This is a genomic window from Photobacterium sp. DNB22_13_2, assembly GCF_052873915.1.
In genome coordinates this window covers 19,162-42,896 of sequence record NZ_JBNNXU010000031.1, presented here as the reverse complement: position 1 = coordinate 42,896, position 23,735 = coordinate 19,162, and the positions used below count along the sequence as shown (strand labels likewise).

Annotated in this window: 25 protein-coding genes; 19 read left to right on the top strand and 6 right to left on the bottom strand. The window is 50.7% G+C overall.

Annotated elements, in window-relative coordinates; genetic code table 11:
• Window positions 1-17: 17 nt before the first annotated feature.
• On the top strand, window positions 18-857 hold the full coding sequence (locus ACVA58_RS26175) for a lipid-binding SYLF domain-containing protein (protein WP_446513189.1): 840 nt from the start codon (window positions 18-20) through the stop codon (window positions 855-857).
• 75 nt (window positions 858-932) lie between these two features.
• On the opposite strand, the gene ACVA58_RS26170 is transcribed toward ACVA58_RS26175, so the two are convergent.
• Window positions 933-1,415, bottom strand: coding sequence for a zinc ribbon-containing protein (locus tag ACVA58_RS26170; protein WP_446513188.1), 483 nt, complete (start codon window positions 1,413-1,415; stop codon window positions 933-935).
• A gap of 184 nt (window positions 1,416-1,599) precedes the next feature.
• Here ACVA58_RS26170 and leuS point away from each other — a divergent pair, with 184 nt between their 5' ends.
• The 12 genes from leuS (at window position 1,600) to lipA (ending at window position 14,485) form a co-directional block, all read left to right on the top strand.
• Window positions 1,600-4,176, top strand: coding sequence for a leucine--tRNA ligase (gene leuS, locus ACVA58_RS26165; RefSeq protein ID WP_446513187.1), 2,577 nt, complete (start codon window positions 1,600-1,602; stop codon window positions 4,174-4,176).
• A 142-nt stretch (window positions 4,177-4,318) separates the two neighbouring features.
• Window positions 4,319-5,017, top strand: a complete 699-nt coding sequence (locus ACVA58_RS26160) for an LPS-assembly lipoprotein LptE (protein ID WP_446513186.1) — start codon at window positions 4,319-4,321, stop codon at window positions 5,015-5,017.
• Complete coding sequence (gene holA / locus ACVA58_RS26155) at window positions 5,014-6,042, top strand: DNA polymerase III subunit delta (RefSeq protein WP_446513185.1); 1,029 nt, start codon at window positions 5,014-5,016, stop codon at window positions 6,040-6,042. Before ACVA58_RS26160 ends, holA begins: the two co-directional genes overlap by 4 nt.
• A 151-nt stretch (window positions 6,043-6,193) precedes the next feature.
• Entirely contained in the window at window positions 6,194-6,511 is a 318-nt protein-coding gene (rsfS, locus tag ACVA58_RS26150) for a ribosome silencing factor (protein ID WP_428657222.1), read from the top strand.
• Between the two features lie 6 nt (window positions 6,512-6,517).
• Window positions 6,518-6,988, top strand: coding sequence for a 23S rRNA (pseudouridine(1915)-N(3))-methyltransferase RlmH (gene rlmH / locus ACVA58_RS26145; RefSeq protein ID WP_446513184.1), 471 nt, complete (start codon window positions 6,518-6,520; stop codon window positions 6,986-6,988).
• Window positions 6,989-6,994: 6 nt separating this feature from the next.
• Entirely contained in the window at window positions 6,995-8,950 is a 1,956-nt protein-coding gene (gene mrdA / locus ACVA58_RS26140) for a penicillin-binding protein 2 (RefSeq protein WP_446513183.1), read from the top strand.
• On the top strand, window positions 8,947-10,068 hold the full coding sequence (gene mrdB / locus ACVA58_RS26135) for a peptidoglycan glycosyltransferase MrdB (protein ID WP_446513182.1): 1,122 nt from the start codon (window positions 8,947-8,949) through the stop codon (window positions 10,066-10,068). The genes mrdA and mrdB overlap by 4 nt, the downstream gene beginning before the upstream one ends.
• Window positions 10,069-10,875, top strand: coding sequence for a septal ring lytic transglycosylase RlpA family protein (locus ACVA58_RS26130; protein ID WP_446513181.1), 807 nt, complete (start codon window positions 10,069-10,071; stop codon window positions 10,873-10,875).
• Between the two features lie 245 nt (window positions 10,876-11,120).
• Window positions 11,121-12,296, top strand: coding sequence for a serine hydrolase (locus tag ACVA58_RS26125; protein WP_446513180.1), 1,176 nt, complete (start codon window positions 11,121-11,123; stop codon window positions 12,294-12,296).
• A 164-nt stretch (window positions 12,297-12,460) separates the two neighbouring features.
• Window positions 12,461-12,736: a DUF493 family protein YbeD gene (gene ybeD / locus ACVA58_RS26120; RefSeq protein WP_446513179.1), complete on the top strand. Its 276-nt coding sequence runs from the start codon at window positions 12,461-12,463 to the stop codon at window positions 12,734-12,736.
• A gap of 133 nt (window positions 12,737-12,869) precedes the next feature.
• Window positions 12,870-13,517 (top strand): lipoyl(octanoyl) transferase LipB, encoded by a 648-nt coding sequence (gene lipB, locus ACVA58_RS26115; protein ID WP_446513178.1) that lies wholly within the window; start codon window positions 12,870-12,872, stop codon window positions 13,515-13,517.
• Entirely contained in the window at window positions 13,514-14,485 is a 972-nt protein-coding gene (gene lipA, locus ACVA58_RS26110) for a lipoyl synthase (protein WP_446513177.1), read from the top strand. Before lipB ends, lipA begins: the two co-directional genes overlap by 4 nt.
• A gap of 119 nt (window positions 14,486-14,604) precedes the next feature.
• On the opposite strand, the gene bamC is transcribed toward lipA, so the two are convergent.
• Both bamC and dapA read right to left on the bottom strand, forming a co-directional pair.
• Window positions 14,605-15,633 (bottom strand): outer membrane protein assembly factor BamC, encoded by a 1,029-nt coding sequence (gene bamC / locus ACVA58_RS26105; protein WP_446513176.1) that lies wholly within the window; start codon window positions 15,631-15,633, stop codon window positions 14,605-14,607.
• Between the two features lie 30 nt (window positions 15,634-15,663).
• On the bottom strand, window positions 15,664-16,545 hold the full coding sequence (gene dapA, locus ACVA58_RS26100) for a 4-hydroxy-tetrahydrodipicolinate synthase (RefSeq protein ID WP_446513175.1): 882 nt from the start codon (window positions 16,543-16,545) through the stop codon (window positions 15,664-15,666).
• 315 nt (window positions 16,546-16,860) lie between these two features.
• Between dapA and ACVA58_RS26095 the strand changes: the two genes are divergently transcribed.
• Window positions 16,861-17,400 carry a glycine cleavage system protein R gene (locus ACVA58_RS26095; protein ID WP_446513174.1) on the top strand — a complete coding sequence of 180 codons (540 nt, stop codon included), beginning with the start codon at window positions 16,861-16,863 and terminating at the stop codon, window positions 17,398-17,400.
• Window positions 17,401-17,410: 10 nt separating this feature from the next.
• On the top strand, window positions 17,411-17,881 hold the full coding sequence (gene bcp, locus ACVA58_RS26090; RefSeq protein ID WP_446513173.1) for a thioredoxin-dependent thiol peroxidase: 471 nt from the start codon (window positions 17,411-17,413) through the stop codon (window positions 17,879-17,881).
• Between the two features lie 60 nt (window positions 17,882-17,941).
• Here the strand turns inward: bcp and ACVA58_RS26085 are convergent, their stop codons facing one another.
• Together ACVA58_RS26085 and ACVA58_RS26080 are read right to left on the bottom strand one after the other, a co-directional pair.
• The gene (locus ACVA58_RS26085) at window positions 17,942-19,018 is read right to left on the bottom strand and encodes an AI-2E family transporter (RefSeq protein WP_446513172.1); all 1,077 of its coding nucleotides are present in this window, start codon (window positions 19,016-19,018) and stop codon (window positions 17,942-17,944) included.
• A 7-nt stretch (window positions 19,019-19,025) separates the two neighbouring features.
• On the bottom strand, window positions 19,026-19,253 hold the full coding sequence (locus tag ACVA58_RS26080; RefSeq protein ID WP_446513171.1) for a sulfurtransferase TusA family protein: 228 nt from the start codon (window positions 19,251-19,253) through the stop codon (window positions 19,026-19,028).
• A gap of 183 nt (window positions 19,254-19,436) precedes the next feature.
• Between ACVA58_RS26080 and bepA the strand changes: the two genes are divergently transcribed.
• The 4 genes from bepA (at window position 19,437) to ACVA58_RS26060 (ending at window position 22,398) form a co-directional block, all read left to right on the top strand.
• Window positions 19,437-20,891: a beta-barrel assembly-enhancing protease gene (bepA, locus tag ACVA58_RS26075; RefSeq protein WP_446513170.1), complete on the top strand. Its 1,455-nt coding sequence runs from the start codon at window positions 19,437-19,439 to the stop codon at window positions 20,889-20,891.
• Between the two features lie 129 nt (window positions 20,892-21,020).
• Entirely contained in the window at window positions 21,021-21,371 is a 351-nt protein-coding gene (arsC, locus tag ACVA58_RS26070) for an arsenate reductase (glutaredoxin) (RefSeq protein ID WP_446513169.1), read from the top strand.
• Window positions 21,372-21,386: 15 nt separating this feature from the next.
• Window positions 21,387-21,968: an NAD(P)H:quinone oxidoreductase gene (gene wrbA, locus ACVA58_RS26065; RefSeq protein WP_446513168.1), complete on the top strand. Its 582-nt coding sequence runs from the start codon at window positions 21,387-21,389 to the stop codon at window positions 21,966-21,968.
• Window positions 21,969-21,972: 4 nt separating this feature from the next.
• Window positions 21,973-22,398, top strand: coding sequence for a DUF2069 domain-containing protein (locus ACVA58_RS26060; protein ID WP_446513167.1), 426 nt, complete (start codon window positions 21,973-21,975; stop codon window positions 22,396-22,398).
• Between the two features lie 80 nt (window positions 22,399-22,478).
• Here ACVA58_RS26060 and ACVA58_RS26055 read toward each other — a convergent pair whose 3' ends face one another.
• Window positions 22,479-23,729, bottom strand: a complete 1,251-nt coding sequence (locus tag ACVA58_RS26055) for a DUF2066 domain-containing protein (protein WP_446513166.1) — start codon at window positions 23,727-23,729, stop codon at window positions 22,479-22,481.
• Window positions 23,730-23,735: the final 6 nt, after the last annotated feature.

The following is a 23,735-nucleotide window of genomic DNA, read 5'->3' as shown; positions in this document are numbered from 1 at the left end:
AGCATAACGCTGAATCAATGCTGACAATCCCCCCAAAAGGCGAAGGTAACCCCTTCGCCTTTTCATTCACCTTGTTAATATGTTGGACAGATAACCAAGCGATGTGTATCGGAGTGTGCCACGGTGCTGTGTACCGACTGTACCTATCAAAAGCTTGGAATAACAACAGCACAATGTCTATTTGGGGAATGCCAATGAAATCGATCAACAAACTCTTTGCCATGCTATGCAGCGTCGCGATGCTCTGCGTGGCAACAGGCTCGGTAGCAAAAGAAAGTCTTGAAACCCAAGCGGCCCTCACCCAGTTCCAAGCCGCTTCGCAAACCCAACCCTTTTTCCACACCGCTTATGGCTATGCGGTTTTTCCTTCTGTCGGTAAAGGCGGATTCTGGGTCGGTGGCGCCTATGGTAGCGGCACCGTCTTCAAAAATGGCGACATCACCGGCAATGCCAAGTTATACCAAGTGTCTTTCGGTTTGCAGTTCGGTGGTCAGTCGTACAGCGAAATTATATTCTTCCAGGATAAACGTGCTTACGAGCGCTTCATGGACGGCAATTTCGAGCTTGATGCCTCAGCCTCTGCGGTGGCTTTGACCGAGGGCGCCCAAGCCAATGCCGGGACATCAGGCTTCCGTGCCAGCGCCGGTGATAAATTTGTCGACGCTGACTACACCAACGGCGTGGCAGTATTCACTGCCGCCAAAGGCGGGATGATGGTGGAAGCAGCGATTGCAGGCCAAAAATTCAGTGTCACGCCGCTCCAGAGTGCCTCTCAACCGTCGGCAGCCGTACCAACCCAACTCCCAGAACCAGCACCAACAACCGTTGTGGTTGAGACGATAGAGCCAATGGAGTAAGCCGCGTTATACCCCTCGTAAAAAAACGGGCCCTTTCGGCCCGTTTTTGTTTATCTCATGTGAGTCAATTGCAGCCTAGGGCGACAACGGCTTGCGGGTAAAGCGGTTATGGCCGCATTTGAGGCAAGGCGAGATCTCTTTGACATGGGTGATGACCTCGTCGTGGCCGCACTTTTCACACACCAGATGACCAAGACCTATGATCTCACCGGCTTCATAGACGCCTTGGTGCTTGAGATCATCCATCACCTCATGCCATTCAATCTGGGTTTTGTCCGTCGCTTCGGCAAGCCCCTCCCAAATAGTCTCTTTTACTACCCGGTAAAATGGGCTGTCGCTGAACGGTGCCGGGCTCTCGTCAGCATTTTGGCCAAACTCCTGCACATCCCGCTTGAGGTATGCTGAAATCAATGCCAATTCGTCTTTGCTCATGTCACTGGCCGCTTGACGGTACTTTTCCGTCACCTCTGCCCAGTGTTTTAGCTCATCAGGACTGTGTTTGAGGGTTTCCGTGACTTGCTCGAGTAGCGCCTCATAATCCGTCTTCTTTGTTGCCATAGGTCACCTCCTATTCGCTAATTCACCGGCATCCGCCAGCCTTCTGAGTAATTGGCACCATTATCGGCCAACAATTCGCCCCCTAAGTGGTTTCAGCTATTGTTGACACCTTTACCTTTAGTTATTCTATGTCGATTATATTGAATGTGTTTGTACTCAACTCACAAAATCCCGGATGTCATCGATGCAAGAACAATATCGTCCACAGGACATTGAACAGAAAGTTCAAGAACATTGGGACAACAAAAAGACCTTTGTTGTAAGTGAAGACCCTAATAAAGAAAAATTCTACTGTCTCTCCATGTTCCCGTACCCAAGTGGTCGACTGCACATGGGTCACGTGCGTAACTACACCATCGGTGATGTGATCTCTCGTTACCAGCGCCTACAAGGCAAGAACGTGATGCAACCAATCGGTTGGGATGCATTCGGTCTACCGGCTGAAAATGCTGCAGTTAAAAACAAAACTGCGCCAGCGCCTTGGACATACGAGAACATCGAATACATGAAGAACCAGCTAAAACTGCTGGGCTTCGGCTACGACTGGGACCGCGAATTCGCAACCTGTACACCAGAGTATTACCGCTGGGAACAAGAATTCTTCACTAAGCTTTACGAAAAAGGCTTGGTATACAAGAAGACCTCTTCAGTTAACTGGTGTCCGAATGACCAGACCGTACTGGCTAACGAGCAGGTTGAAGACGGTTGCTGCTGGCGTTGTGATACGCCGGTAGAGCAAAAGAAAATCCCTCAGTGGTTCATTAAGATCACTGAATACGCTCAAGAGCTGCTTGATGATCTAGACAACCTTGAAGGTTGGCCTGAAATGGTGAAAACCATGCAGCGTAACTGGATCGGCCGCTCTGAAGGTGTTGAGCTATCTTTCGCTGTTAACGGCGAAGAAGCACCTCTAGAAGTCTACACTACGCGTCCTGATACACTGATGGGTGTTTCTTACGTGGGTATTGCTGCAGGTCACCCTCTTGCAGAAAAAGCCGCTCAGAATAACCCTGAGCTAGCGGCTTTCGTTGAAGAGTGCCGTAACACCAAGGTTGCTGAAGCTGAACTGGCAACCATGGAAAAGAAAGGGATGGATACCGGCCTAACAGCTATCCACCCACTTAACGGCCGTGAAGTACCGGTATTCGTAGCTAACTTCGTACTGATGGATTACGGAACAGGTGCGGTAATGGCGGTTCCAGCTCACGATCAGCGTGACTATGAATTTGCCACTAAGTACAGCCTAGACATCATCCCAGTGATCAAGCCAGAAGACGGCAGCGAGCTAGACGTATCAGAAGCGGCATACACTGAAAAAGGTGTACTGTTTGATTCGGGTGAATTCGACGGCCTGGGCTTCCAAGCGGCATTCGATGCCATTGCAGCGAAACTTGAAGCTGAAGGTAAAGGCAAGAAGACAGTAAACTTCCGTCTACGTGACTGGGGTGTCTCTCGTCAGCGTTACTGGGGTGCACCAATCCCAATGGTTACCACCGAAGACGGTGAAGTTCACCCGGTTCCAGCCGATCAACTACCGGTAATCCTACCGGAAGACGTGGTAATGGACGGCGTAACCAGCCCAATCAAAGCGGATAAAGAGTGGGCAAAAACCACCTTTAACGGCGAGCCAGCACTACGTGAAACAGATACCTTCGATACTTTCATGGAATCGTCTTGGTACTACGCACGTTACTGCTCACCACAGGCTGACGACATTCTAGACCCAGAAAAAGCGAACTACTGGCTACCAGTCGATCAGTACATTGGTGGTATCGAGCACGCTTGTATGCACCTATTGTACTCGCGCTTCTTCCACAAATTGCTACGTGACGCAGGTTACGTAACCTCTGATGAGCCGTTCAAGCAACTGCTATGTCAAGGTATGGTACTGGCCGATGCTTTCTACCACACTAACGACAAAGGCACTAAAGAGTGGATCGCCCCAACTGACGTTGAAATCGAGCGTGACAACAAAGGCCGCATTGAAAAAGCGACCGATGACAAAGGCCGCGATGTGACTCACTCAGGCATGATCAAAATGTCTAAGTCGAAAAACAACGGTATCGACCCACAAGAGATGGTAGACAAATACGGTGCAGATACCGTCCGTCTATTCATGATGTTTGCATCACCTGCAGACATGACACTTGAGTGGCAAGAGTCTGGTGTTGAAGGTGCCAACCGCTTCCTGAAACGTGTTTGGAAACTGGTTAACGAACATGCAAGCAATGGTGCAGCGGACGCTGTCGATGTAGCTGCATTGTCTTCCGATCAGAAAGCTCTGCGTCGTGATGTGCACAAAACAATCGCTAAAGTGGGTGACGATATTGGCCGCCGCCAAACATTCAACACCGCGATTGCCGCTATCATGGAGTTGATGAACAAGCTGGCTAAAGCCTCTCAAGAATCAGCACAAGACCGTGCTCTACTTGACGAAGCCCTAAAAGCTATCGTTCGTATGCTATACCCAATGACACCGCATATCTGTTTCGAAATGTGGGAAACGCTGGGCGAAAGCAACATCGATGACGCACAGTGGCCAGTTGCCGACGATAAAGCCATGGTTGAAGACGAAAAACTGATCATCGTACAGGTGAACGGTAAACTTCGCGCTAAACTAACGGTTGCGGCAGACTCAACCAAAGAGCAAGTCGAAGCCTTGGCAATGGCCGATGAAGGCGTAACTAAATTCACAAACGAAAAAACCATTCGTAAAGTGATTTATGTACCAGGAAAACTGCTGAACATCGTTGCGAACTAATTTCGCATCGAACTAAAGCTACTTCCTAGTGCCTAACCTGTGGCTCCAGTTTGGAGCCACAGTTTAATCCGGCTCACACACCCTAACTAGAACCATCCGCGTCAGCCGATCAGTTTTCACTTTTTTTCATGGAGCAGACTCGGTGAGAGCTTTCATTTCTCCAAAAAGCATTATCCGAACCTTCTTTGTTGTCCTTATGGCGTTGGCGACTGCATCTTGCGGTTTTCACCTCCGTGGTAACTATATGTTGCCCGACGACATTGCCAAGCTTTCCCTGACCAGTTTTGACCAATACGGCCAACTACATCGTCAGGTAAAGTCACAATTCCAACTACACGGTATCGAGCCTGTGGCACCGTCAAGCAAAGTACCGAACCTGCATTTGATCAGCGAATCGACCGGTGAACGCACCCTGTCGCTGTACCAAAATGCCCGTGCTGCCGAATACGAGCTGACCTATACCGTAAGCTACCGTATTGTGGTACCAGAAAAAGGTAGTCAGACGTTTACCACCCGCGTCAACCGTACGTTCCTTGATAACCCACTAACAGCACTGGCAAAATCTGTCGAGCGCGACATAATCGAGCAAGAGATGCGCGAACAGGCCGCTAAACAGATCATGCGCCAGCTAGCCCGCCTGACAGCTGTCTTCAACCAAATGGAAGAAGAAGAGCTGCAAGCCCTGCTGGAGCAAAGTGCGAATGCAGACAGCAATGATGATGAACGAGTAACTACAGAGCTCGGCTTAGACGTAAAGGCCGAGAGCGATCCTGCGAGCGACAATGCCAACCAGGCGATATTGCAAGGTGTGCAGATTGAGCAGGTTGAAACGGCGCAATGAGGATTTTCCCGGAACAACTGGCGCAGCAGCTAAGTAAAGGGCTGCGCCAAGCCTACCTGCTATGCGGTAATGAACCGCTGCTCAAGCTCGAATCAAGCAATCACATCAAGCAAGCAGCCCAGCAGGCTGGTTTTGATGAACGTCACAGCTTTACGGTCGACGCCCAACTGGATTGGAACGCGGTACTTGATTGTTGCCAGGCCATGAGCCTGTTTTCTGCCCGCCAGATTATTGAGCTGGAGCTGCCAGAAAATGGCCTAAATGCCCAGCAGGTCAAGTCATTCCAGGAAGTCATCGACGTTCTGCACGAGGACATCCTGCTGCTGATCCAGGGGCCCCGCCTCAACAAAAAACAGGAAAGCACCAAGTGGTTCAAGGCACTTGACGCACAAGGACTATATATTCCCTGCAATACCCCCGATGCCCGCCATCTACCGCGGTTTATTCAGGGGCGCTGCCAGCAGCTCGGGCTGAAACCGGATCATGAGTCGGTTCAGCTACTGGCCCAATGGCATGAGGGCAATCTGCTCGCCTTGGCCCAGAGCCTACAAAAGCTGGTGTTGCTCTATCCTGATGGCGACCTAACTATCGTCCGTCTTGAAGAGGCATTGAGCCGCCATAACCACTACACCCCATTCCAACTGCTTGACGCCGTATTGGCAGGCCAAGCCAAACGCAGCCAGCGGGTATTACGTCAATTACAGGGCGAAGGCATCGAAGCGGTGATCTTATTACGCACCTTGCAGCGCGAGTTGACCCAACTGTATAAAATGCAGGAAATGGGTAGCAAAGGCACTTCACTCAATAACATCTTCGAGAACTTCCGAATCTGGCAAAGCCGACGGGAAGTATACATTGGCGCACTACATCGCTTACCGCTCCCAACTATCATCAGGCTGCTCCGGCAGCTGGCTGAACTGGAGCTGCGGGTAAAAACCGACTTTGACGATCAGCCATGGGATACCCTATCGGCCCTGTGTGCCGAAATGTGCGGTGTAACGACCGCTATACCGGGTAAATTTTAGCCATCCGGCACAAGTTAGACGCAGGCTATGTAAAGTTACTGCCAACTTGTCATGGACAAGCTTGAGCATGGTATACTGCGCCGCTACATTGGGACCCAGTGCTATCTGGGTCTACAGTAATGACACCAAATATACAAAAGAGGATCCCCTTTTGCAGGTTCAAGAACTACACGATTTTATTGTTGATAAAGTAGATGACATCAAAGCACAGGACATCGTTACCCTTGATGTTCGCGGTAAATCCAGCATTACTGATTTCATGGTGCTTTGCACTGGTACCTCAAACCGCCACGTAGCCTCGATTGCCGATCACGTTAACAAAGAATCGAAGCTAATTGATTATCCGCCATTTGGGATCAGCGGCGAAGAAGACGGTGAGTGGGTAATCGTTGATATGGGCAATGTCATGCTGCATATCATGCAAGAAGATGCACGCAACCTTTACCAACTGGAGAAGCTTTGGGGCTAACCAACAATGAAGCTTCAACTAATTGCTGTCGGCACCAAGATGCCGAAATGGGTCGAGGAAGGCTATAAAGAATATAGCCGCCGCTTCCCGAAAGACATGCCGCTCGAGCTGGTTGAAATCACAGCCGGCAAACGCGGTAAAAATGCCGATATCGCTCGTATCCTGCAAAAGGAAGGCGAGGCGATGCTGGCCGCGGTGCAAAAAGGCAACCGTATTGTCACCTTGGATATCCCGGGCAAGCGCTGGGATACCGAGCAATTGGCCGATCAAATGGAAAGCTGGAAGTTGGATGGGCGAGATGTGTCTATCCTGATCGGCGGTCCGGAAGGCTTGGCACCGGCTTGCAAGGCAGCAGCAGATCAAAGCTGGTCACTGTCCCCACTGACATTACCTCACCCATTGGTGCGTATTGTCATGGCCGAAAGCCTGTACCGTGCGTGGAGCATCACAGCGAACCACCCGTACCATAGGGAATAATGGGCAATGAGACAAAAGCGAACGCAGATCCGCGACCACCGGGCTGAGTCGGCGTTATTCTTTCGCCGGGCTCTTGTCTCATTTATCGGCATCGTCGTGCTGGTCGGTATTCTGCTCACAAACCTATATCACATCCAGATCCAAGAGCACGAAGACTACCAGACACGTTCGAACGATAACCGGATCAAAATTGTTCCTGTCGCACCTAACCGCGGCCTGATCTATGACCGTAACGGCATTCTGCTTGCCGAGAACCGCCCGGTTTACTCGCTAGAAATCACCTCGGAAAAAGTGCCTGACAGGCAAGATACCTTCGATCGCCTAAAAGTATTGATGGGCGTCACCGATGAGCAAATCGAACGCTTCGAACGCGAGCGCCGCCGTACCCGACGCTTCAAATCGGTTCCAATCCTCAACCAGCTCACCGAAGAGCAGGTCGCACTGTTTTCAGTCAACCAGCACCGTTTCCCTGGCGTCGAAGTCAAAGCCTACCTGAAACGGCACTACCCTTACGGCGAAGCCCTGACCCATGTATTGGGCTACGTGGCGAAAATAAACGACCGTGATCTCCAACGCCTTGAGCGCGATGAGAAAATAAACAACTACAAAGCCACCCGAGATATCGGCAAGCTGGGTGTAGAGCGCTATTACGAAGATATGCTGCACGGTACCTCTGGCTATCAAGAAGTCGAGGTCAACAGCCGTGGGCGGATCATCCGTACCCTAAAATATGTCCCGCCAATCCCTGGCAACGACATCAAACTCAATATCGACATTGAGCTCCAGCTCTATGTCAAAGAACTACTGACTGAACGTAAGCTCGACCCCGATACCGGTGAAGAGCAGATCAAATACAAACGTGGCTCAGTCATTGTTATGGATCCGCGTGACTCGTCAGTGCTGGCGATGGTCTCAAGCCCAAGCTACGATCCTAACCTGTTCGTCCACGGCATTTCCGGTCCCCAGTACCGTGCCCTGCTGAACGATAAGAATCGTCCGCTGGTCAACCGGGTTACACTCGGGATCTACCCGCCGGCCTCGACCATTAAACCGATGATTGCGGTGGCGGCTCTGAGTGAAGGGGTGATCACCACCCGTACCACCCGGAACGATCCTGGCTACTGGCGGATCCCGAACTCCAACAGCCGTCCATTCCGTGACTGGCTGCGCTGGGGCCACGGCAAGGTCAATATTTACAAAGCGATAGAAGAATCAGTTGATACCTTCTTCTACCAAGTCGCCTATGACATGGGGATTGATCGCCTGTCCGACTGGATGAGCCGCTTCGGTTTCGGTGAATACACCGGTATCGACATCCATGAAGAGAGCAAGGCCAATATGCCAACCCGTGAATGGAAGCAAGCCCGTTTCCGCCAGCCTTGGTATCAAGGGGATACCATTCCGGTCGGGATCGGCCAGGGATACTGGACCGCGACACCGTTGCAGATTGCCAAAGCCACTACGGTATTGGTCAATGACGGTCGAGTACAAGCCCCGCACCTGCTAAAAGATATCATTGATGATGATGTCGAAAAGCCTGCGGTGTACGATGACTTCCCACCGATTGAAAATGTCGACCCGAAGAATTGGCAAGTAGCCAAAGAAGGCATGTTCCGGGTACTTCATGGCGTTCGCGGTACGGCACGCCGTTCATTCTACGGCTCTGAATACAAAGCCGGTGGTAAATCAGGTTCAGCTCAGGTCTTTGGTCTGGCCGAAGATCAGGAATACAACGCCGAAGAGCTGGAAGAACACTTACGTGACCATGCTTTGTTCACAGCATTTGCCCCATTTGAGAAACCAGAAGTGGTCGTATCCATGGTACTCGAAAACGCCGGTGGTGGTTCTTCCAACGGTGGTCCGGTCGCCCGCAGGATTTTCGACCACATGTTGCTCAAACCAGAAACACCCGATCCACTGGTAGAGATAGTCGATAAGAAAATAGCCGAGGTATCGCAATGAGTATCATGGCCGCCACAGGCAACAAACGCAGCTTGAGTGACCGCCTGCACCTGGACTTCCCGCTTTTGATGGGGATCCTTGCCCTAATGGGCTTTGCCCTGATGGTAATGTACAGTGCCAGCGGACAAGAAGCAGCCATGATGGAACGCCAAGCGATGCGTATGGTGTTGTCATTGGGGATCATGTTTATTCTGGCCCAGATCTCCCCGCGCCATTATGAAACCTGGGCCCCCTATTTATTTGGGGTCGGGTTGATCCTGCTACTCGGTGTATTGTTTTTCGGTGAAGCCTCGAAGGGCGCCCAACGCTGGCTGAATCTGGGATTTGTTCGCTTTCAACCCTCTGAGCTGATTAAGCTTGCAGTTCCCCTGATGGTAGCGCGCTTTATCGGCAACAACCCACTGCCGCCAAGCCTGAAAAATATTGTTATCGCTCTGGTGATGGTATTTGTCCCAACCATTTTAATTGCCAAGCAACCCGATCTGGGTACCTCGATTCTAATCGCTGCGTCTGGGGTTTTTGTGCTGTTCCTCTCCGGTATGAGCTGGAGAATAATCGGGGCTGCTGGTGTTCTGGTTGGAGCTTTCATCCCGGTACTGTGGATTTTCCTGATGCGTGATTACCAACGCACCCGGGTATTGACCCTGTTCAACCCTGAGTCCGATCCACTTGGTGCCGGTTACCATATCATCCAGTCGAAGATCGCTATCGGCTCCGGCGGCCTTTCCGGCAAGGGGTGGCTGCAAGGTACCCAGTCACAACTTGAGTTTCTACCTGAGCGCCACACCGACTTCATCTTCGCGGTGATTGCCGAGGAGTGGGGGCTGATCGGCGTCCTTTGCCTATTGGCTATATACCTGTTTATTATCGGCCGGGGTTTGCTTCTTGCTAGCCGGGCCCAAACTGCGTTCGGCCGAATGATGGCCGGTAGTATCGTATTGAGCTTTTTTGTCTATATTTTCGTAAACATCGGGATGGTCAGCGGATTGCTACCAGTTGTGGGGGTTCCCCTGCCGCTGGTCAGTTACGGGGGCACCTCCATGGTCACCTTGATGGCTGGCTTCGGGATCCTGATGTCTATCCATACCCACAGAAAAATGTTGTCCAAGGCGACCTAAATGCGCATATCACCCTTATTCCTTGTTCTTATCCTTGCGGGATGTAGCTCGGCACCCAATACCGAGCGCTACGATCTGGCTGACGATGTCGCACCAGAATCGTCACCGACACTGGATCATATTGAAGATGCCCAACCACGCTATGAGCCCCATAGTCTGGCTGGTAACAAGGATTACACACTACGAGGAAAGCACTACAAAATTGTGCAGGGTGAGCAGCCGTTCGTCGAAGAAGGCAATGCCTCATGGTATGGTCAGAAATTCCACGGCCACAAAACCTCCAATGGCGAAATCTACGACATGTACTCGATGACAGCGGCGCATAAAACACTGCCACTACCGAGCTATGTCAAAGTGACGAATACCAACAACGGTAAGAGCGCGATTGTCCGGGTTAATGACCGTGGTCCTTTCCACGACGGGCGTATTATCGACCTTAGCATGGCAGCGGCGGCACGGCTGGATGTTATCAAGCACGGCACCGCACCAGTCAAAATCGAGTTGATCCAAGTCGCGAAGCCCGACAACCCGGACGAATGGCAAAGTGCCAACCCCAACCTTTACTTCGTCCAGTTGGCAGCGGTTACCGATGCAGGTAAGGCCGAGCAAATCGCCAAACAGCTGGAGCAGGATTTCGATACCTCGGTTGATTTGAAAAAGGCGGACTCTGCTGAGATTTACCGCCTTCGTCTCGGGCCATACATCGACCGCGACGAAGCAACCAGCCAACGAGATAAAGCCAAAGCCGGGCAGTATCCGCAAGCCTTTATCATCACATCTAAACGCGAGTTGGAACCAAAATCCTAATTTGCAGTCATAAATAAATACCAGAGCGAACCGTTACTCTGGTATTTTTTTGACTTTCGCTTTTTTGACTCTGGTTATACCAAGCTGTTTCGTCGTCCAGGGGATTATTCAGCTTGGTATAATGTCAAAATTCGCCAAGAGTCGCCTTGCCGCACAACATATCCGAGTCCAACACTGGTCTCATATTGACAATCTGATATAGTGTGTGAAGTTTTTTACATTCGACAAATTAAGTTACAACCAACATGAAAAAATCTGCTGCACTTTTTCGCTCTGTTGCTATTTCAGCAACCTTGCTGGCTTCAGCATCAGCAGCGGCTGCCCCAGCTGTAGTACCTGAAGCCCCTCAGATAGCTGCCAAGGGCTATGTCCTTATGGACTATCATTCAGGCAAGATCCTGGCTGGTAATAAAGAATACGATCAAATCCCACCGGCAAGCTTGACCAAAATGATGACCAGTTATGTCATCGGTCAAGAAGTTAACCGTGGCAATATCACCATGGATGACACTGTGGTGATCAGCAAGAATGCCTGGGCCAAGAACTTCCCGGGGTCTTCTAAAATGTTCATCGAAGTCGGTAGCGAAGTAAAAGTTGCTGACCTTAACCGTGGCATCATCATCCAGTCGGGCAACGATGCGTGTGTTGCAATGGCTGAGCATGTGGCTGGTTCGGAAGACTCTTTCGTTGACTTGATGAATGCCTGGGCCAAGACTCTAGGTATGGACTCGACCCATTTTGCCAATGTTCACGGCCTGGATAACCCAGATCTCTACACTACGCCGTATGATATGGCACTGCTTGCTCAGGGGCTTATCCGTGATGTTCCCGATGAGTTTGCTATCTACAAAGAGAAATCTTTCACTTATAACGGTATCACCCAGTACAACCGTAACAGCCTGCTGTGGGACAAGAGCCTCAACGTTGACGGCCTGAAGACCGGCCACACCGACAATGCCGGCTACAGCTTGGTAAGTACAGCAACCGAAGGTCAAATGCGCCTTGTTTCTGTTGTTATGGGCACCAGCAACCCTAATGCCCGTAAGGCTGAAAGCAAAAAGCTACTGAACTACGGCTTCCGCTTCTTCGAAACAGTGTCTCCGCATAAAGCAAACGAGACATTTGTGACAGAAAAAGTATGGATGGGTGACAAGGCTGAAGTATCACTGGGTGTGAACGAAGATACCTTCGTAACCTTGCCACGCGGCCAAACCAAAGATCTAACTGCAAGCTTCGTGCTGGAAAAAGAGCTGAAAGCTCCAATCCAGAAAGGCGATGTGGTTGGTAAGCTCTACTACCGCGTCGGCGACGAAGATATTGCCGAATACCCACTGCTGGCGTTGGATGACATCAACGAAGGCAGCATGTTCAGCCGTCTGATTGATTACATCATGCTGCTGTTCAAAGGCTGGTTGAGCTAAGCTTGGTATAACTTACCGATAAATAAAGAAAAGAGGCGACCTTGGGTTGCCTCTTTTTTTTCCTGCCGATCCCCAAGACACCAGATGGCTTGTGAAAAATCCACATACCCATTAATATGCTCGGCTAACATCGCAAAATGAATGCAATATACTCGGAGTTCAGCATGCAGCAGCAAGAGCAGCCAAAACTAAAAGATCTTCTAGAGTTCCCTTGTAAGTTCACTTACAAGGTAATGGGTTACAACAAACCTGAACTCCCGGATCTGGTTGTTGGCGTGATCCAGCGTCACGCACCGGGCGACTATACCCCGAACGTCAAGCCAAGTGGCAAAGGAACCTACAGTGCCGTGTCTGTATCTATCACAGCAACCTCGATTGAACAGGTAGAAATCCTGTACAAAGAGCTGGGTGAAATCGACATTGTCCGCGTTGTGCTGTAAGCACTACCCTATTCCCCTACAAAATTGGCGGCTGTAAATTCAGCCGCCAAGTTTTATAATACCCGTTGGTATTGAACCCCATGCTGGGGTGTCAGTTGTTCCGGCTTCGTCAAACGACTAAAAGGGTGTGACATTGCAAGAGAAGATTATAATTCGCAACCTCGGCCGCCAGGATTATCAACCTATCTGGCAGTCCATGCATCAGTTCACCGACGAACGTGGCCCGGAAACCACGGACGAAGTTTGGCTGGTTGAACACAATCCTGTGTTTACCCAAGGCCAGGCAGGCAAAGCCGAGCACCTACTCAACACGGGGGATATCCCTGTGGTGCAAAGCGACCGCGGTGGTCAGGTCACCTTTCATGGACCAGGCCAACTTGTTGCCTATATCCTCATCGACTTACGTCGAAAAAAAATAGGTGTGCGCGATCTTGTCACGCATATCGAAAATACCATCATCAAGACCCTTTCCCATTTCGGGATTGAGTCCAATGCCCGCCCTGATGCGCCAGGTGTCTATGTCTCCGGTCAGAAGATATGTTCACTCGGATTACGGATCAGACGTGGTTGCTCTTTTCACGGTCTGGCACTCAATATCAATATGGATCTGGCACCTTTCCTACGCATCAACCCATGCGGTTATGCTGGGATGGAAATGACGCAGACAGCGTTGTTGAATGGGCCTTCTGAACTAACGGAAATTCAGCCTGTACTCGTAGAAGAGTTAGTCAACCTGCTCGATTACCAGAGCATTGAGTGGAAAACGGAAAGCAATTCATGAGTAAACCAATCAAAATTGAAAAAGGTGTCAAATACCGTGATGCCGACAAAATGGCCCTCATCCCTACTCGCAATGTAGAGGTAGAGGAAGCGCCGAAAGAAGTGCTGCGTAAGCCTGAATGGATGAAGATCAAACTTCCGTCAGACAGTAAGCGTATCCAAGATATCAAATCTGCGATGCGTAAAAACAAGCTGCACTCAGTCTGTGAAGAAGCCTCTTGCCCGAACCTAGCCGAGTGTTTCAATCACGGTACGGCTACCTTTATGATTCTCGGTGCAATTTGTACACGTCGTTGTCCTTTCTGCGATGTTGCTCATGGTCGCCCGTTGCCACCAAACGCCGAAGAACCACAGCACCTGGCTAAGACCATCGCAGACATGAAACTGCGTTATGTCGTTGTCACTTCAGTTGACCGTGATGATCTTCGAGATGGCGGTGCCCAGCATTTTGCCGATTGTACTCGTGAAATCCGTGCCCTGAACCCAGAAATCAAAATTGAGACGCTAGTCCCTGATTTCCGTGGCCGTATGGATCGCGCGCTGGATATCCTGCGCGACAGTCCGCCAGACGTATTCAACCACAACTTGGAAACAGCACCCCGTCTGTACCGTAAGGCACGACCAGGCGCTAACTACCAGTGGTCGTTGGATCTGCTGAAGAAGTTCAAGGAAATGCACCCTGAAGTGCCAACCAAATCTGGCGTGATGATGGGGTTGGGCGAAACCAAAGAAGAGATCGTCCAAGTACTGAAAGATCTGCGTGCCCATGGTGTAACTATGCTGACACTGGGCCAGTACCTGGCACCAAGCCGCCACCACCTTCCGGTTGAGCGCTATGTGCCACCTTCAGAGTTCGATGAGCTAAAAGAGATCGCCCTTGAACTTGGGTTTACCCATGCCGCTTGTGGCCCGTTTGTTCGCTCTTCTTACCATGCAGATATGCAGGCCAAAGGCGAAGAAGTGAAATAAGCCCTTCTCGTACCCAGCGCCTACCTACAAGCCGCTGGGTTATTAAAACCGCTTATTAAGAACATAAAAAAACGCAGCTGGGCAACCAGCTGCGTTTTTTATTGGCTATATCGAGTTACTTAGCCCTTATTCGCACGATCAATAGCAGCGGCCATAACGGGTGCCAGGCTATTCAGTGCTTGCTCAGTAACAGGTTTACCGTCAGTATCGGTGATATTGATAGACGTACGGTTACCCAAATCACCTAGCTGTAGGTTATAAGCACGGCTATCCAGCTCAATTGGCTGGGTACCTAGATCTGCCCAAAACTCATCATCCGGAGATTTGAACTGTACCTCAACCACACCCTGTGAACGGTTACGCCCTTCCACGGTAAAGCCCAGTTGACCCAAGAGTTCCGGCAGACGCTCCCAGAACACATTGTATGGTGCACGAGCAATGATCACCGGTAGACCACTGCGATCCTGACCCATTGAGATCGGGATCTGCTTCACCAACTCCTGAGCACGCAAGCGCGCTTGTTCACGCTCTTGCTCATCAAAACGCGATGTCACCAAGTTGGTCATCAGAATACTGTAGCGCTCTTTGTTCTCAACGCTGACCGTTTGCTCAGTTCCACCTTCACGCCAGTCAACTAGCATGATGCGGTAGCTATAGCGTCCAGCATCAGCAGATTTTTCGATACGATAGCGACTACCGATCTCGGTATCTTCGTCTTCGTTGTTCCAGCTGATCCAGTCGGTTTCGATGACATTGGCCGTCTGACTTCTCAGTCCAATATTCTGCTCGGCGATCAACTTTTGGGTTACCGACCAAACATCAGAAAGATCTTCCTGCTTGACCATTACCAAGGTCACACCATCATCATCTTGCAGCATTCGTGCACCCGGGATCAAGGCCAGCACTTGCTGTGGCGGGCGGATATCAACGCCTGCACCAATTGCTCCCTGATATTCCCCTGCCGGTATCGCATAGTCGCTGACCTGCGAGGCCTGGGCATCGCTTGGCAACGTCCAGCTCTCAAGCTGTTGGGTGTCGAGGTAGTTAAAATCTTGGTTCGCCTGACGGCGACGCTCCGCGCCATCAGAGCAGCCAGCCAGTGTAACAACTGCAACGGCAGCCGCCACCAGCTTATACTTATAATTCATTACGCTTCTGCGCTCCTACGCTCTAGCAAATTACAGTAGTACGTTCGCATCCTTGAGTGCTTCGGCTACTACTGGTTGGGCTGATTCGCTTAGCTCAGTCAATGGTAGGCGAAGAGTGCCATACGAGACGAGGCCAAGCTGATGTGCCGCCCATTTTACCGGGATAGGGTTAGATTCAACAAACAATTGCTTATGAAGTGGCATCAAACGTTGATTGATCTCATTCGCCGCTTCAATTTGACCAGAGAGGGCCAACTTGAACATTTGCGCCATATCCGCTGCCGCAATATTGGCTGTTACAGAGATCACGCCGTGACCACCCTCGGCAACAAAATCCAACCCTGTGGCATCATCACCGCTTAATTGGATAAAATCATCGCCACAAAGTTCCCGGGTTTTCTTTACACGAGAAAGATCTGCTGTCGCATCTTTAATACCAACGATGTTATCAATCTTCGCCAGTCGGGCCACCGTCTCCGGCAGCAGGTCAACAGCAGTACGCCCTGGTACATTGTATAGGATTTGAGGCAGCTCTGTCGCCTCGGCAATCGCTTTGAAATGCTGGTACAGGCCTTCCTGTGTGGGCTTGTTATAGTACGGCGTCACCGTCAAACAACCCGCAACACCGGTGCCAGAAAAGAGTTTACTAAAGGTGATGGCTTCATGAGTCGCATTGGCCCCAGTTCCTGCAATGACCGGAATACGGCCCTGTGCATATTCCAAGGTCTTCAATACCACCTTCACATGCTCATCAACGGTCAGTGTGGCTGACTCTCCGGTGGTACCAACCGCAACAATCGCATCGGTGCCGGCGGCAATGTGGTATTCTACAAGTGACGCCAAACTGGCGTAATCGACTTCACCGGCTTCATCAAGCGGTGTTATTAGCGCTACCATGCTTCCTGAAAACATGTCCATCTCCCCTGAATAAAAATATCCCTGGCTTCGTCATGAATTTATGCTGGTTAAGCGAATAATCAAGCGGCCAAGAAAAACCATACTACGTTTCAGTTACAGTAAACTCAAGACAGAAGTATGTAAATCAGTGAAGGCTAACTCTCTGCCAACAGCTCACTTTTACATCTACTTTTTCGCTTCCACCTGATGCAAAACAACACCATGGCCAAACAGCCATTTCCCCACCTTTCATATCTACAGGAGATATTCCTTGGCGGGGCATAGGTCTGTGCTAACATGCGGGAGGTATTCAAAAAGTGATGGATAAATATGGAGCATTATCTCGTCGTTACCGCGGTTGGCACCGACCGCCCTGGCATTTCTGATGACATCACCCGGCTTATTACCCAATGCGACTGCAACATTGTTGACAGTCGCCTGGCGCTATTTGGCCAAGAGTTTACTCTTATCATGTTACTTTCGGGCTCGGCCAATGCCATCTCCCGGGTTGAATCGACCTTACCGCTAAAGGCCAGCGAGCATGATTTACTAACGGTTATGAAGCGCACAACCAAGCATGAATACCGTCATTTTACCTATACCGCGGACTTCCACATAGAAGCCAATGACAGCCCTGGCCTGATTGAGCAATTTACCGGCTTCTTCGCCTCGCGCACGATCGATATCGCCTCGCTCAGCGCCCACACTCAAGAAAGCACACAAACCGGATCACCGAATAGATTTCAGCTGCAAATCGGGACAAATTTACCTGAAGGCTGTAACCTAATGAGCTTACAAGAAGAATTTGAAGCACTTTGCCAAGATCTGGTGGTCAGCGGCAACGTGACTTTTGTCGGCCATAATCAATAAGGAATCCACTATGAAGACCTTGACCGCCGGTACGCCTGCGCCAGCCTTCACACTACATAACCAAAATGACGAGCCGGTTAGCCTGGCTGATTTCAAAGGCAAGAAAGTCCTTGCCTACTTCTATCCGAAAGCCATGACCCCGGGCTGTACCGTTCAGGCGTGCGGCCTGCGTGACAGCAAAGCTGAGCTTGATGCCCTTAACGTTGAAGTACTAGGTATCAGTATCGATGCAGTCAAGCGCCTGCCGAAATTTATCGAACGTGACAGCCTGAACTTCACCCTTTTGTCAGACGAAGACCATGCAGTAGCTGATCAATTTGGCGTCTGGGGCGAAAAAAAATTCATGGGCAAAGTATACGACGGCCTGCACCGTATCAGCTTCCTGATAGATGAAAATGGTGTGATTGAACATGTCTTCAATAAGTTCAAGACCAAGAATCACCATGAGGTAGTGCTTGCCTACCTGAACGAAAATAGCTAACAAAAAGGCCGCAATCGCGGCCTTTTTTACATTTATCCGAGAGTAACTCGTTTTATTCTGTCACTCCTCAAGCTGCTCTTGCGGCTGCAACTCCGTAGAAGGGAAGGCATTCCATACCGCTTTGACCAGAGTCGCCAGCGGGATAGCAAAGAATACGCCCCAAAAGCCCCACATCCCGCCAAATACCAGCACCGATACGATAATCGCTACCGGGTGAAGGTTGACCGCTTCCGAGAACAGGATCGGTACCAATACGTTGCCGTCTAGTGCCTGAATGATACCGTAGGCAACCAGCAGCCACCAAAACTCTGGGCTGATCCCCCATTGGAACAAACCTACCATCGCCACCGGTAAAGTAACCGCTGCCGCCCCAATATATGGGATCAATACCGAGAACCCCACCAATACCCCAAGCAGAACTGCATAGCGCAAATCCATGACCGCAAAAGTGACATAACTGACGATACCAACAATGAAAATTTCGGTGACCTTACCGCGAATATAGTTAGAGATCTGTTGGTTCATTTCCGCCCCAACCTTGCTGGTCAGACGACGGTTCTTCGGTAGCAGGCCACTGAGCATCTCCATCATCTCTTCCTTGTCCTTAAGCAGGAAGAAGACCAATAGAGGAACCAAGATCAAGTAGACGGCCAAGGTGGCTAAACTTACCAGCGAAGCCAATGAACCTTTCACCACACTCTCACCCATGCCCAGCACTTTCTCGCGCAAGGTGATCATGAATGTGGACACTTGGTGTGGCTGAACAAAGTCTGGGTAGCGTTCAGGCAAGCTGGAGACATATTCCTGCAGGCCATTGAACATATTCGGTACATCAGCAATCAAATTGCCTACCTGATGCCAAATCGTCGGCACCAGACCAAAGACCGCCATAACCATTAAACCGGCAAAGATAAGTAATACCCCCATGACCGCCAGCGTTCTAGGCAGTCCCAGTCGGGTCAGCTGCATCACGGGCCACTCAAGCAAGTATGCGAGGACAATGGCCACCAGCAATGGTGCGATGAGGTTACCGAAGAAATAAATAGTCAGGAAGCCACCCAGTAGAATAGCAATCAAGCTCACGGCATGGGGGTCGGAAAAGCGTCGCTTATACCAGCGAGTCAGCATGTCCAGCATAAAATTTTTACTGCCTTTTGGTCACAATAATTTCAAGTACCTGTTGGTTGTCCAACCGTACATCAATAAAAAAGCCATGGTTTGATAGGTAGCGGGGGATATCCAGCCTTGCCCCAGTGTCAGTGATATGAATTTCAAGCTTGTCGTCAACATCCAGCGCTTGCACCGCCCTTTTGGCAATAAGCAGAGCCATTGGGCAGCGTTCTGTCGTCAAATTAAGCAATACAGGTTCCATTCCGGTATACTGACAATTATCATCCATCGGGTTATTGTAAAGGTTATTAGAGTGACAAAAAAGAAACCTGTCAAAGGTTTCGCTGTCAGACCTTGGTGAAACACAGCATTATTCAGGACAGATTTAGCCTCGCAGTAGTGCGAATGCAGGAACACGCAACAGAAGGCGGTATTAATTATTACTATGTTTCGATTTGCTAAGGCACCAGCCTATCTTCTCATCAGTGCGTTACTCGGCACTAGCATTGCAGCGCCAGCCAATGACTTAAGCAGTTTACCCGATATCGGGACGGCAGCGGCATCGACGCTCAGCATTGAAAAGGAAATGGAGTACGGTGACGCCTACATGCGAATGATCAGGGCCAGCATGCCAGTGGTCAGCGATCCGCTACTGTCTGAATATATCAATGATCTCGGCCATCGACTGGTCGCCAATTCCAACGATGTCCGTACCCCGTTCAGTTTCTTCATGATCCAGAACCGGGATATCAACGCCTTCGCCTTCTTTGGTGGCCATGTCGCTATTCACTCAGGGTTGTTTCTTCACGCTAAAACCGAAAGTGAACTGGCCTCGGTCGTTGCCCACGAAATCGCCCACGTGACCCAACGCCACCTTGCGCGAAGTATGGAAGACCAAGCCAGAAAGTCCCCGGCCACCTTAGCAGCTCTTATCGGCTCTATGATGCTGGCGATTGCCTCACCGGAAGCTGGGCTCGCAGCGATTCATGCCACCACCGCGGCATCTGCCCAGGGCCAGATAAACTATACCCGAAGTAACGAAAAAGAAGCCGACCGCATCGGTATCGCCACCTTGTCCAAGTCAGGTTTTGATGTACAGGCGATGCCGCGCTTCTTTGGTCGCCTTGCTGATCAATATCGCTATGTCAGTACGCCACCACCAATGCTACTAACCCACCCCCTGCCAGAGTCGCGGATCACCGACAGCCGCAGCCGAGCCAACCAATTTCCGGCTCGCAGTGTGCAAACCTCAAAGCGTTATCAATTAGCAAGAGCTCGTATTGTCGCCCGCTATGCAGGTATCGACAGCAACGCAGCGCATGATTGGTTCGATCGCCAGCTGAAAAAGAGCAATGGCACAATGAAAGATGCCCTCAATTACGGCAAAGCACTGGTGTTTATCGATTCAGAGCAATACGAAAAAGCTCATGCCCTACTTGACCCTTTGTTGGCTAAGGAGCCTAACAACCGCTTCTACATCGATTCAGCCACTGATCTCGATCTGCACCAAAAGCAATACGAACGCGCTATTTCTCGCCTTGAAAAAGCGCAAAAAGCCAACCCGAACAACAAGGTATTGCGCCTTAATCTCGCCAATGCACTGCTGGAAGCGAACCGTAATAACGACAGTATCCCGATCCTGACGCGCTATACCTATGACAATCCGGATGATACAAATGGCTGGCACTTACTGGCCCAAGCCCAGGCCGCCAATGGTCGCCGAGATGCAGAGCTGGCCGCTAGAGCCGAGTTAATGGCCTTGCGTGGCGCATGGGAAAAGGCGATCCAAATGTATATCCAAGCGAGCCAAATTGTCGAGGTCAACTCTCTGGATCAGGCTCGCTATGATGCCCGTATAGATCAACTTCGTCTTGCCAGACAGCGTTTTTCCAACCTCTGATCGAGCTAGCAAGAACCGAGGTTATAGCATTCCTTCTTGATGACAGGTGTTCTACAATGGAGCAACATCATCAAAACAATTTGTAACCGGTGTGGTATCCACGCCGGTTACCATTTAGAAGGAAGTCACATGTCAATCACCATTTACCACAACCCTCGTTGCTCAAAGAGCCGCCAGACACTCGCTCTTCTGGAAGAAAAAGGGATCAGCCCAACAATTGTCAAATATCTTGACGACACCCCTTCAGCCGAACAGATCCACATCCTGCTGAGCCAGCTTGGCTATAGCACAGCCCGAGACATGATGCGTACCAAGGAAGCCGTATACAAAGAACTGGAGCTGGGTGGTGCTGATATTACCGAACAGCAACTGATCGACGCGATGGTCGCCAACCCGAAGCTGATCGAGCGTCCAATCGTCGTCAATGGCGAGCGTGCTGCAATGGGCCGCCCCCCAGAGCAAGTGCTAGACATCCTGTGATCAGGTTACCTGCCCATGCATAGCATTCTCGTTCTGTATTACAGCCGCCACGGCTCGACACGCCAACTCGCTCGGCAAATTGCCCGTGGTATCGAACAGGTCTCTGACTGCGAAGCAGTATTGCGTACCGTCGCTGAACTCGGTGCTGATGGCCAGCTACAATCTGAAACATTAGGCGACCCATTGGTTACCAAGGCTGATATCCAGCAGTGCGCAGGGCTGGCACTAGGAAGCCCTGTACGGTTTGGCAACATGGCCGCACCACTCAAGCACTTTATTGATTCAACCAGTGCCGAATGGCTGAATGGTAGCCTGATCGGAAAACCGGCCTGTGTCTTTACTGCTTCGTCATCCATGCATGGTGGTCAGGAAACCACCTTGCAATCGATGATGCTGCCGCTGCTGCACCACGGCATGCTGATTGTCGGGTTGCCGTATTCAGAACCGGCACTGCATACCACTACTACCGGAGGGACCCCTTACGGCCCTTCCCACCTCAACCATAAACAATGCCGCCAGTTAAGCCGCGAAGAATGTGAATTGGCGCAAGCTTGTGGCAAACGGCTAGCTGAGGTTGCCTGCAAATTACAAGGATAGTGCCATGACCGTCATGCAGAAAAAAACGCGCTTGCTGCGCTACTTCGCCGTATCGGCCAACCTTGGCCTCTTGGCCTGGGTGGTACTGTGGCAAACAAGCCTGTCGCCGCACCCGCATATTAACCCCATAGCAATGGCTGCGGTCTGGGTAGTACCGCTACTACTTCCGCTCAAAGGGATTTTGGCCGGTAAACCCTACACCCACGCTTGGGCCAACTTCATCCTGATGTTTTACTTTCTCCACGCCCTGACCATCCTGTGGATCGACGATGGAGAGCGCTGGCTGGCATTGGTCGAACTGGCACTGACAACCAGCGCCTTCATCGCCAATATCTTATTTACCCGCCACCGCGGCAGGGAGCTGGGACTGAAGCTGAAAAAACTCTCTCAGGTAGAGAAAGAAGAAAAAGCCCAGCATGAAGGGCACTAAACCCTAATCTTGGTACAAACAAAAACGGTGGCCTGAGCCACCGTTTTTTTATTGCTTTATCAATATTGGTAAGTAACTACTTACAATGCTGCTGACGTACTATCAGACCAGCTGAACACAGCAGCCTGCTTGGCTGGCTTGGTTTCAACTGGCGCATCGCTGCTAAGCTGCTCTGTGTCAGAAACATCAACACCTGATGCCTCATCAGCAACAGGTGTTGCTTGGTCGGCAGGTTGCACTAACGGATCACCAGAAGCTGACACATCTGTTGCTCTTATCATGCCTTCTGGCTGAGGGGCCGGCTCATATTGCTCTGCCACTGGCGTAGTCACGGCTGACAAGCGGCTATCTTGGCTCAGCTCACGCTGGAACACATCCTCGGTAGTAAGTAACTGCACCGTAAACTCAACTTGGTCACCTTGAATACGGTAAGCATTAACGGCAGCAACCGATGTCAGGTCAGTGATCATACGCTCCAGGGTAAAGAAATCTTTCGACGATTGGATATTTTCAACCACCACAGCTAACTGGCCGCTGGTGTCACCGCCAAGCGGCACGGCATATTTGGTAGCGAGAATATCAGCCACGCTGTCTACCATCTGAGCAACCGATGTCGCCGTTTCACCACTGTTGCGGCCTTCAGATGGCACAATCTGGTTACGGCCTAGTTGCTCGACATTGCCTGAATAAAGCTGCCAATTCAGGGAAACTTGCTCATTGTCCTGCTGGCGGGCACGCACCACCAATACCGCTTGAGGCTGGTAACGCTGGCTGGCTGTCGCAATTGGCTGGACAAAGCCACCCCAGATATCCGGTGTGCTGATAGCCGTAACATCTTCAAAGTCACCGATGGGGATCAATACAGGTACTCCTCGGCGATCACCGTCATCTTTGATGCGGTTAGCTAAATCGTTACTCGACTGATCCCAGATAATATCCCGGCTTCGGTTAGCATCTTCCACCAGCCATACCAACACACTCGGTCGCTGCTCGCTCCAGAAGGTTGAGTTGGCCTGTGTCAATAAGTTACGAATGCGGCTTCGGTCAAAAGTCAGTAATAGAGTACGCTGACCATCACGGTTGGCATAGCTAAACTGGCTAACATATTGGTTACTGCTTCCCAGCGCCTTGGCAACGACTTCGTTTTCAACGATGTTGCTCTGCCCCGATACTTTAATCAGTACCTGCTCCAAAGCCTGCTTTCTGGCTGCTTGCTCGGATTGGCGATCCGTATCAGGCAGGGCAACCTGTGCCTGATAAAGGTTGGTCACTGTGGCTGCCTTCAGCGGCAGAGCCAATAGTGCCAAGAAAAGTAATGCAATACGCAACATAAAGTA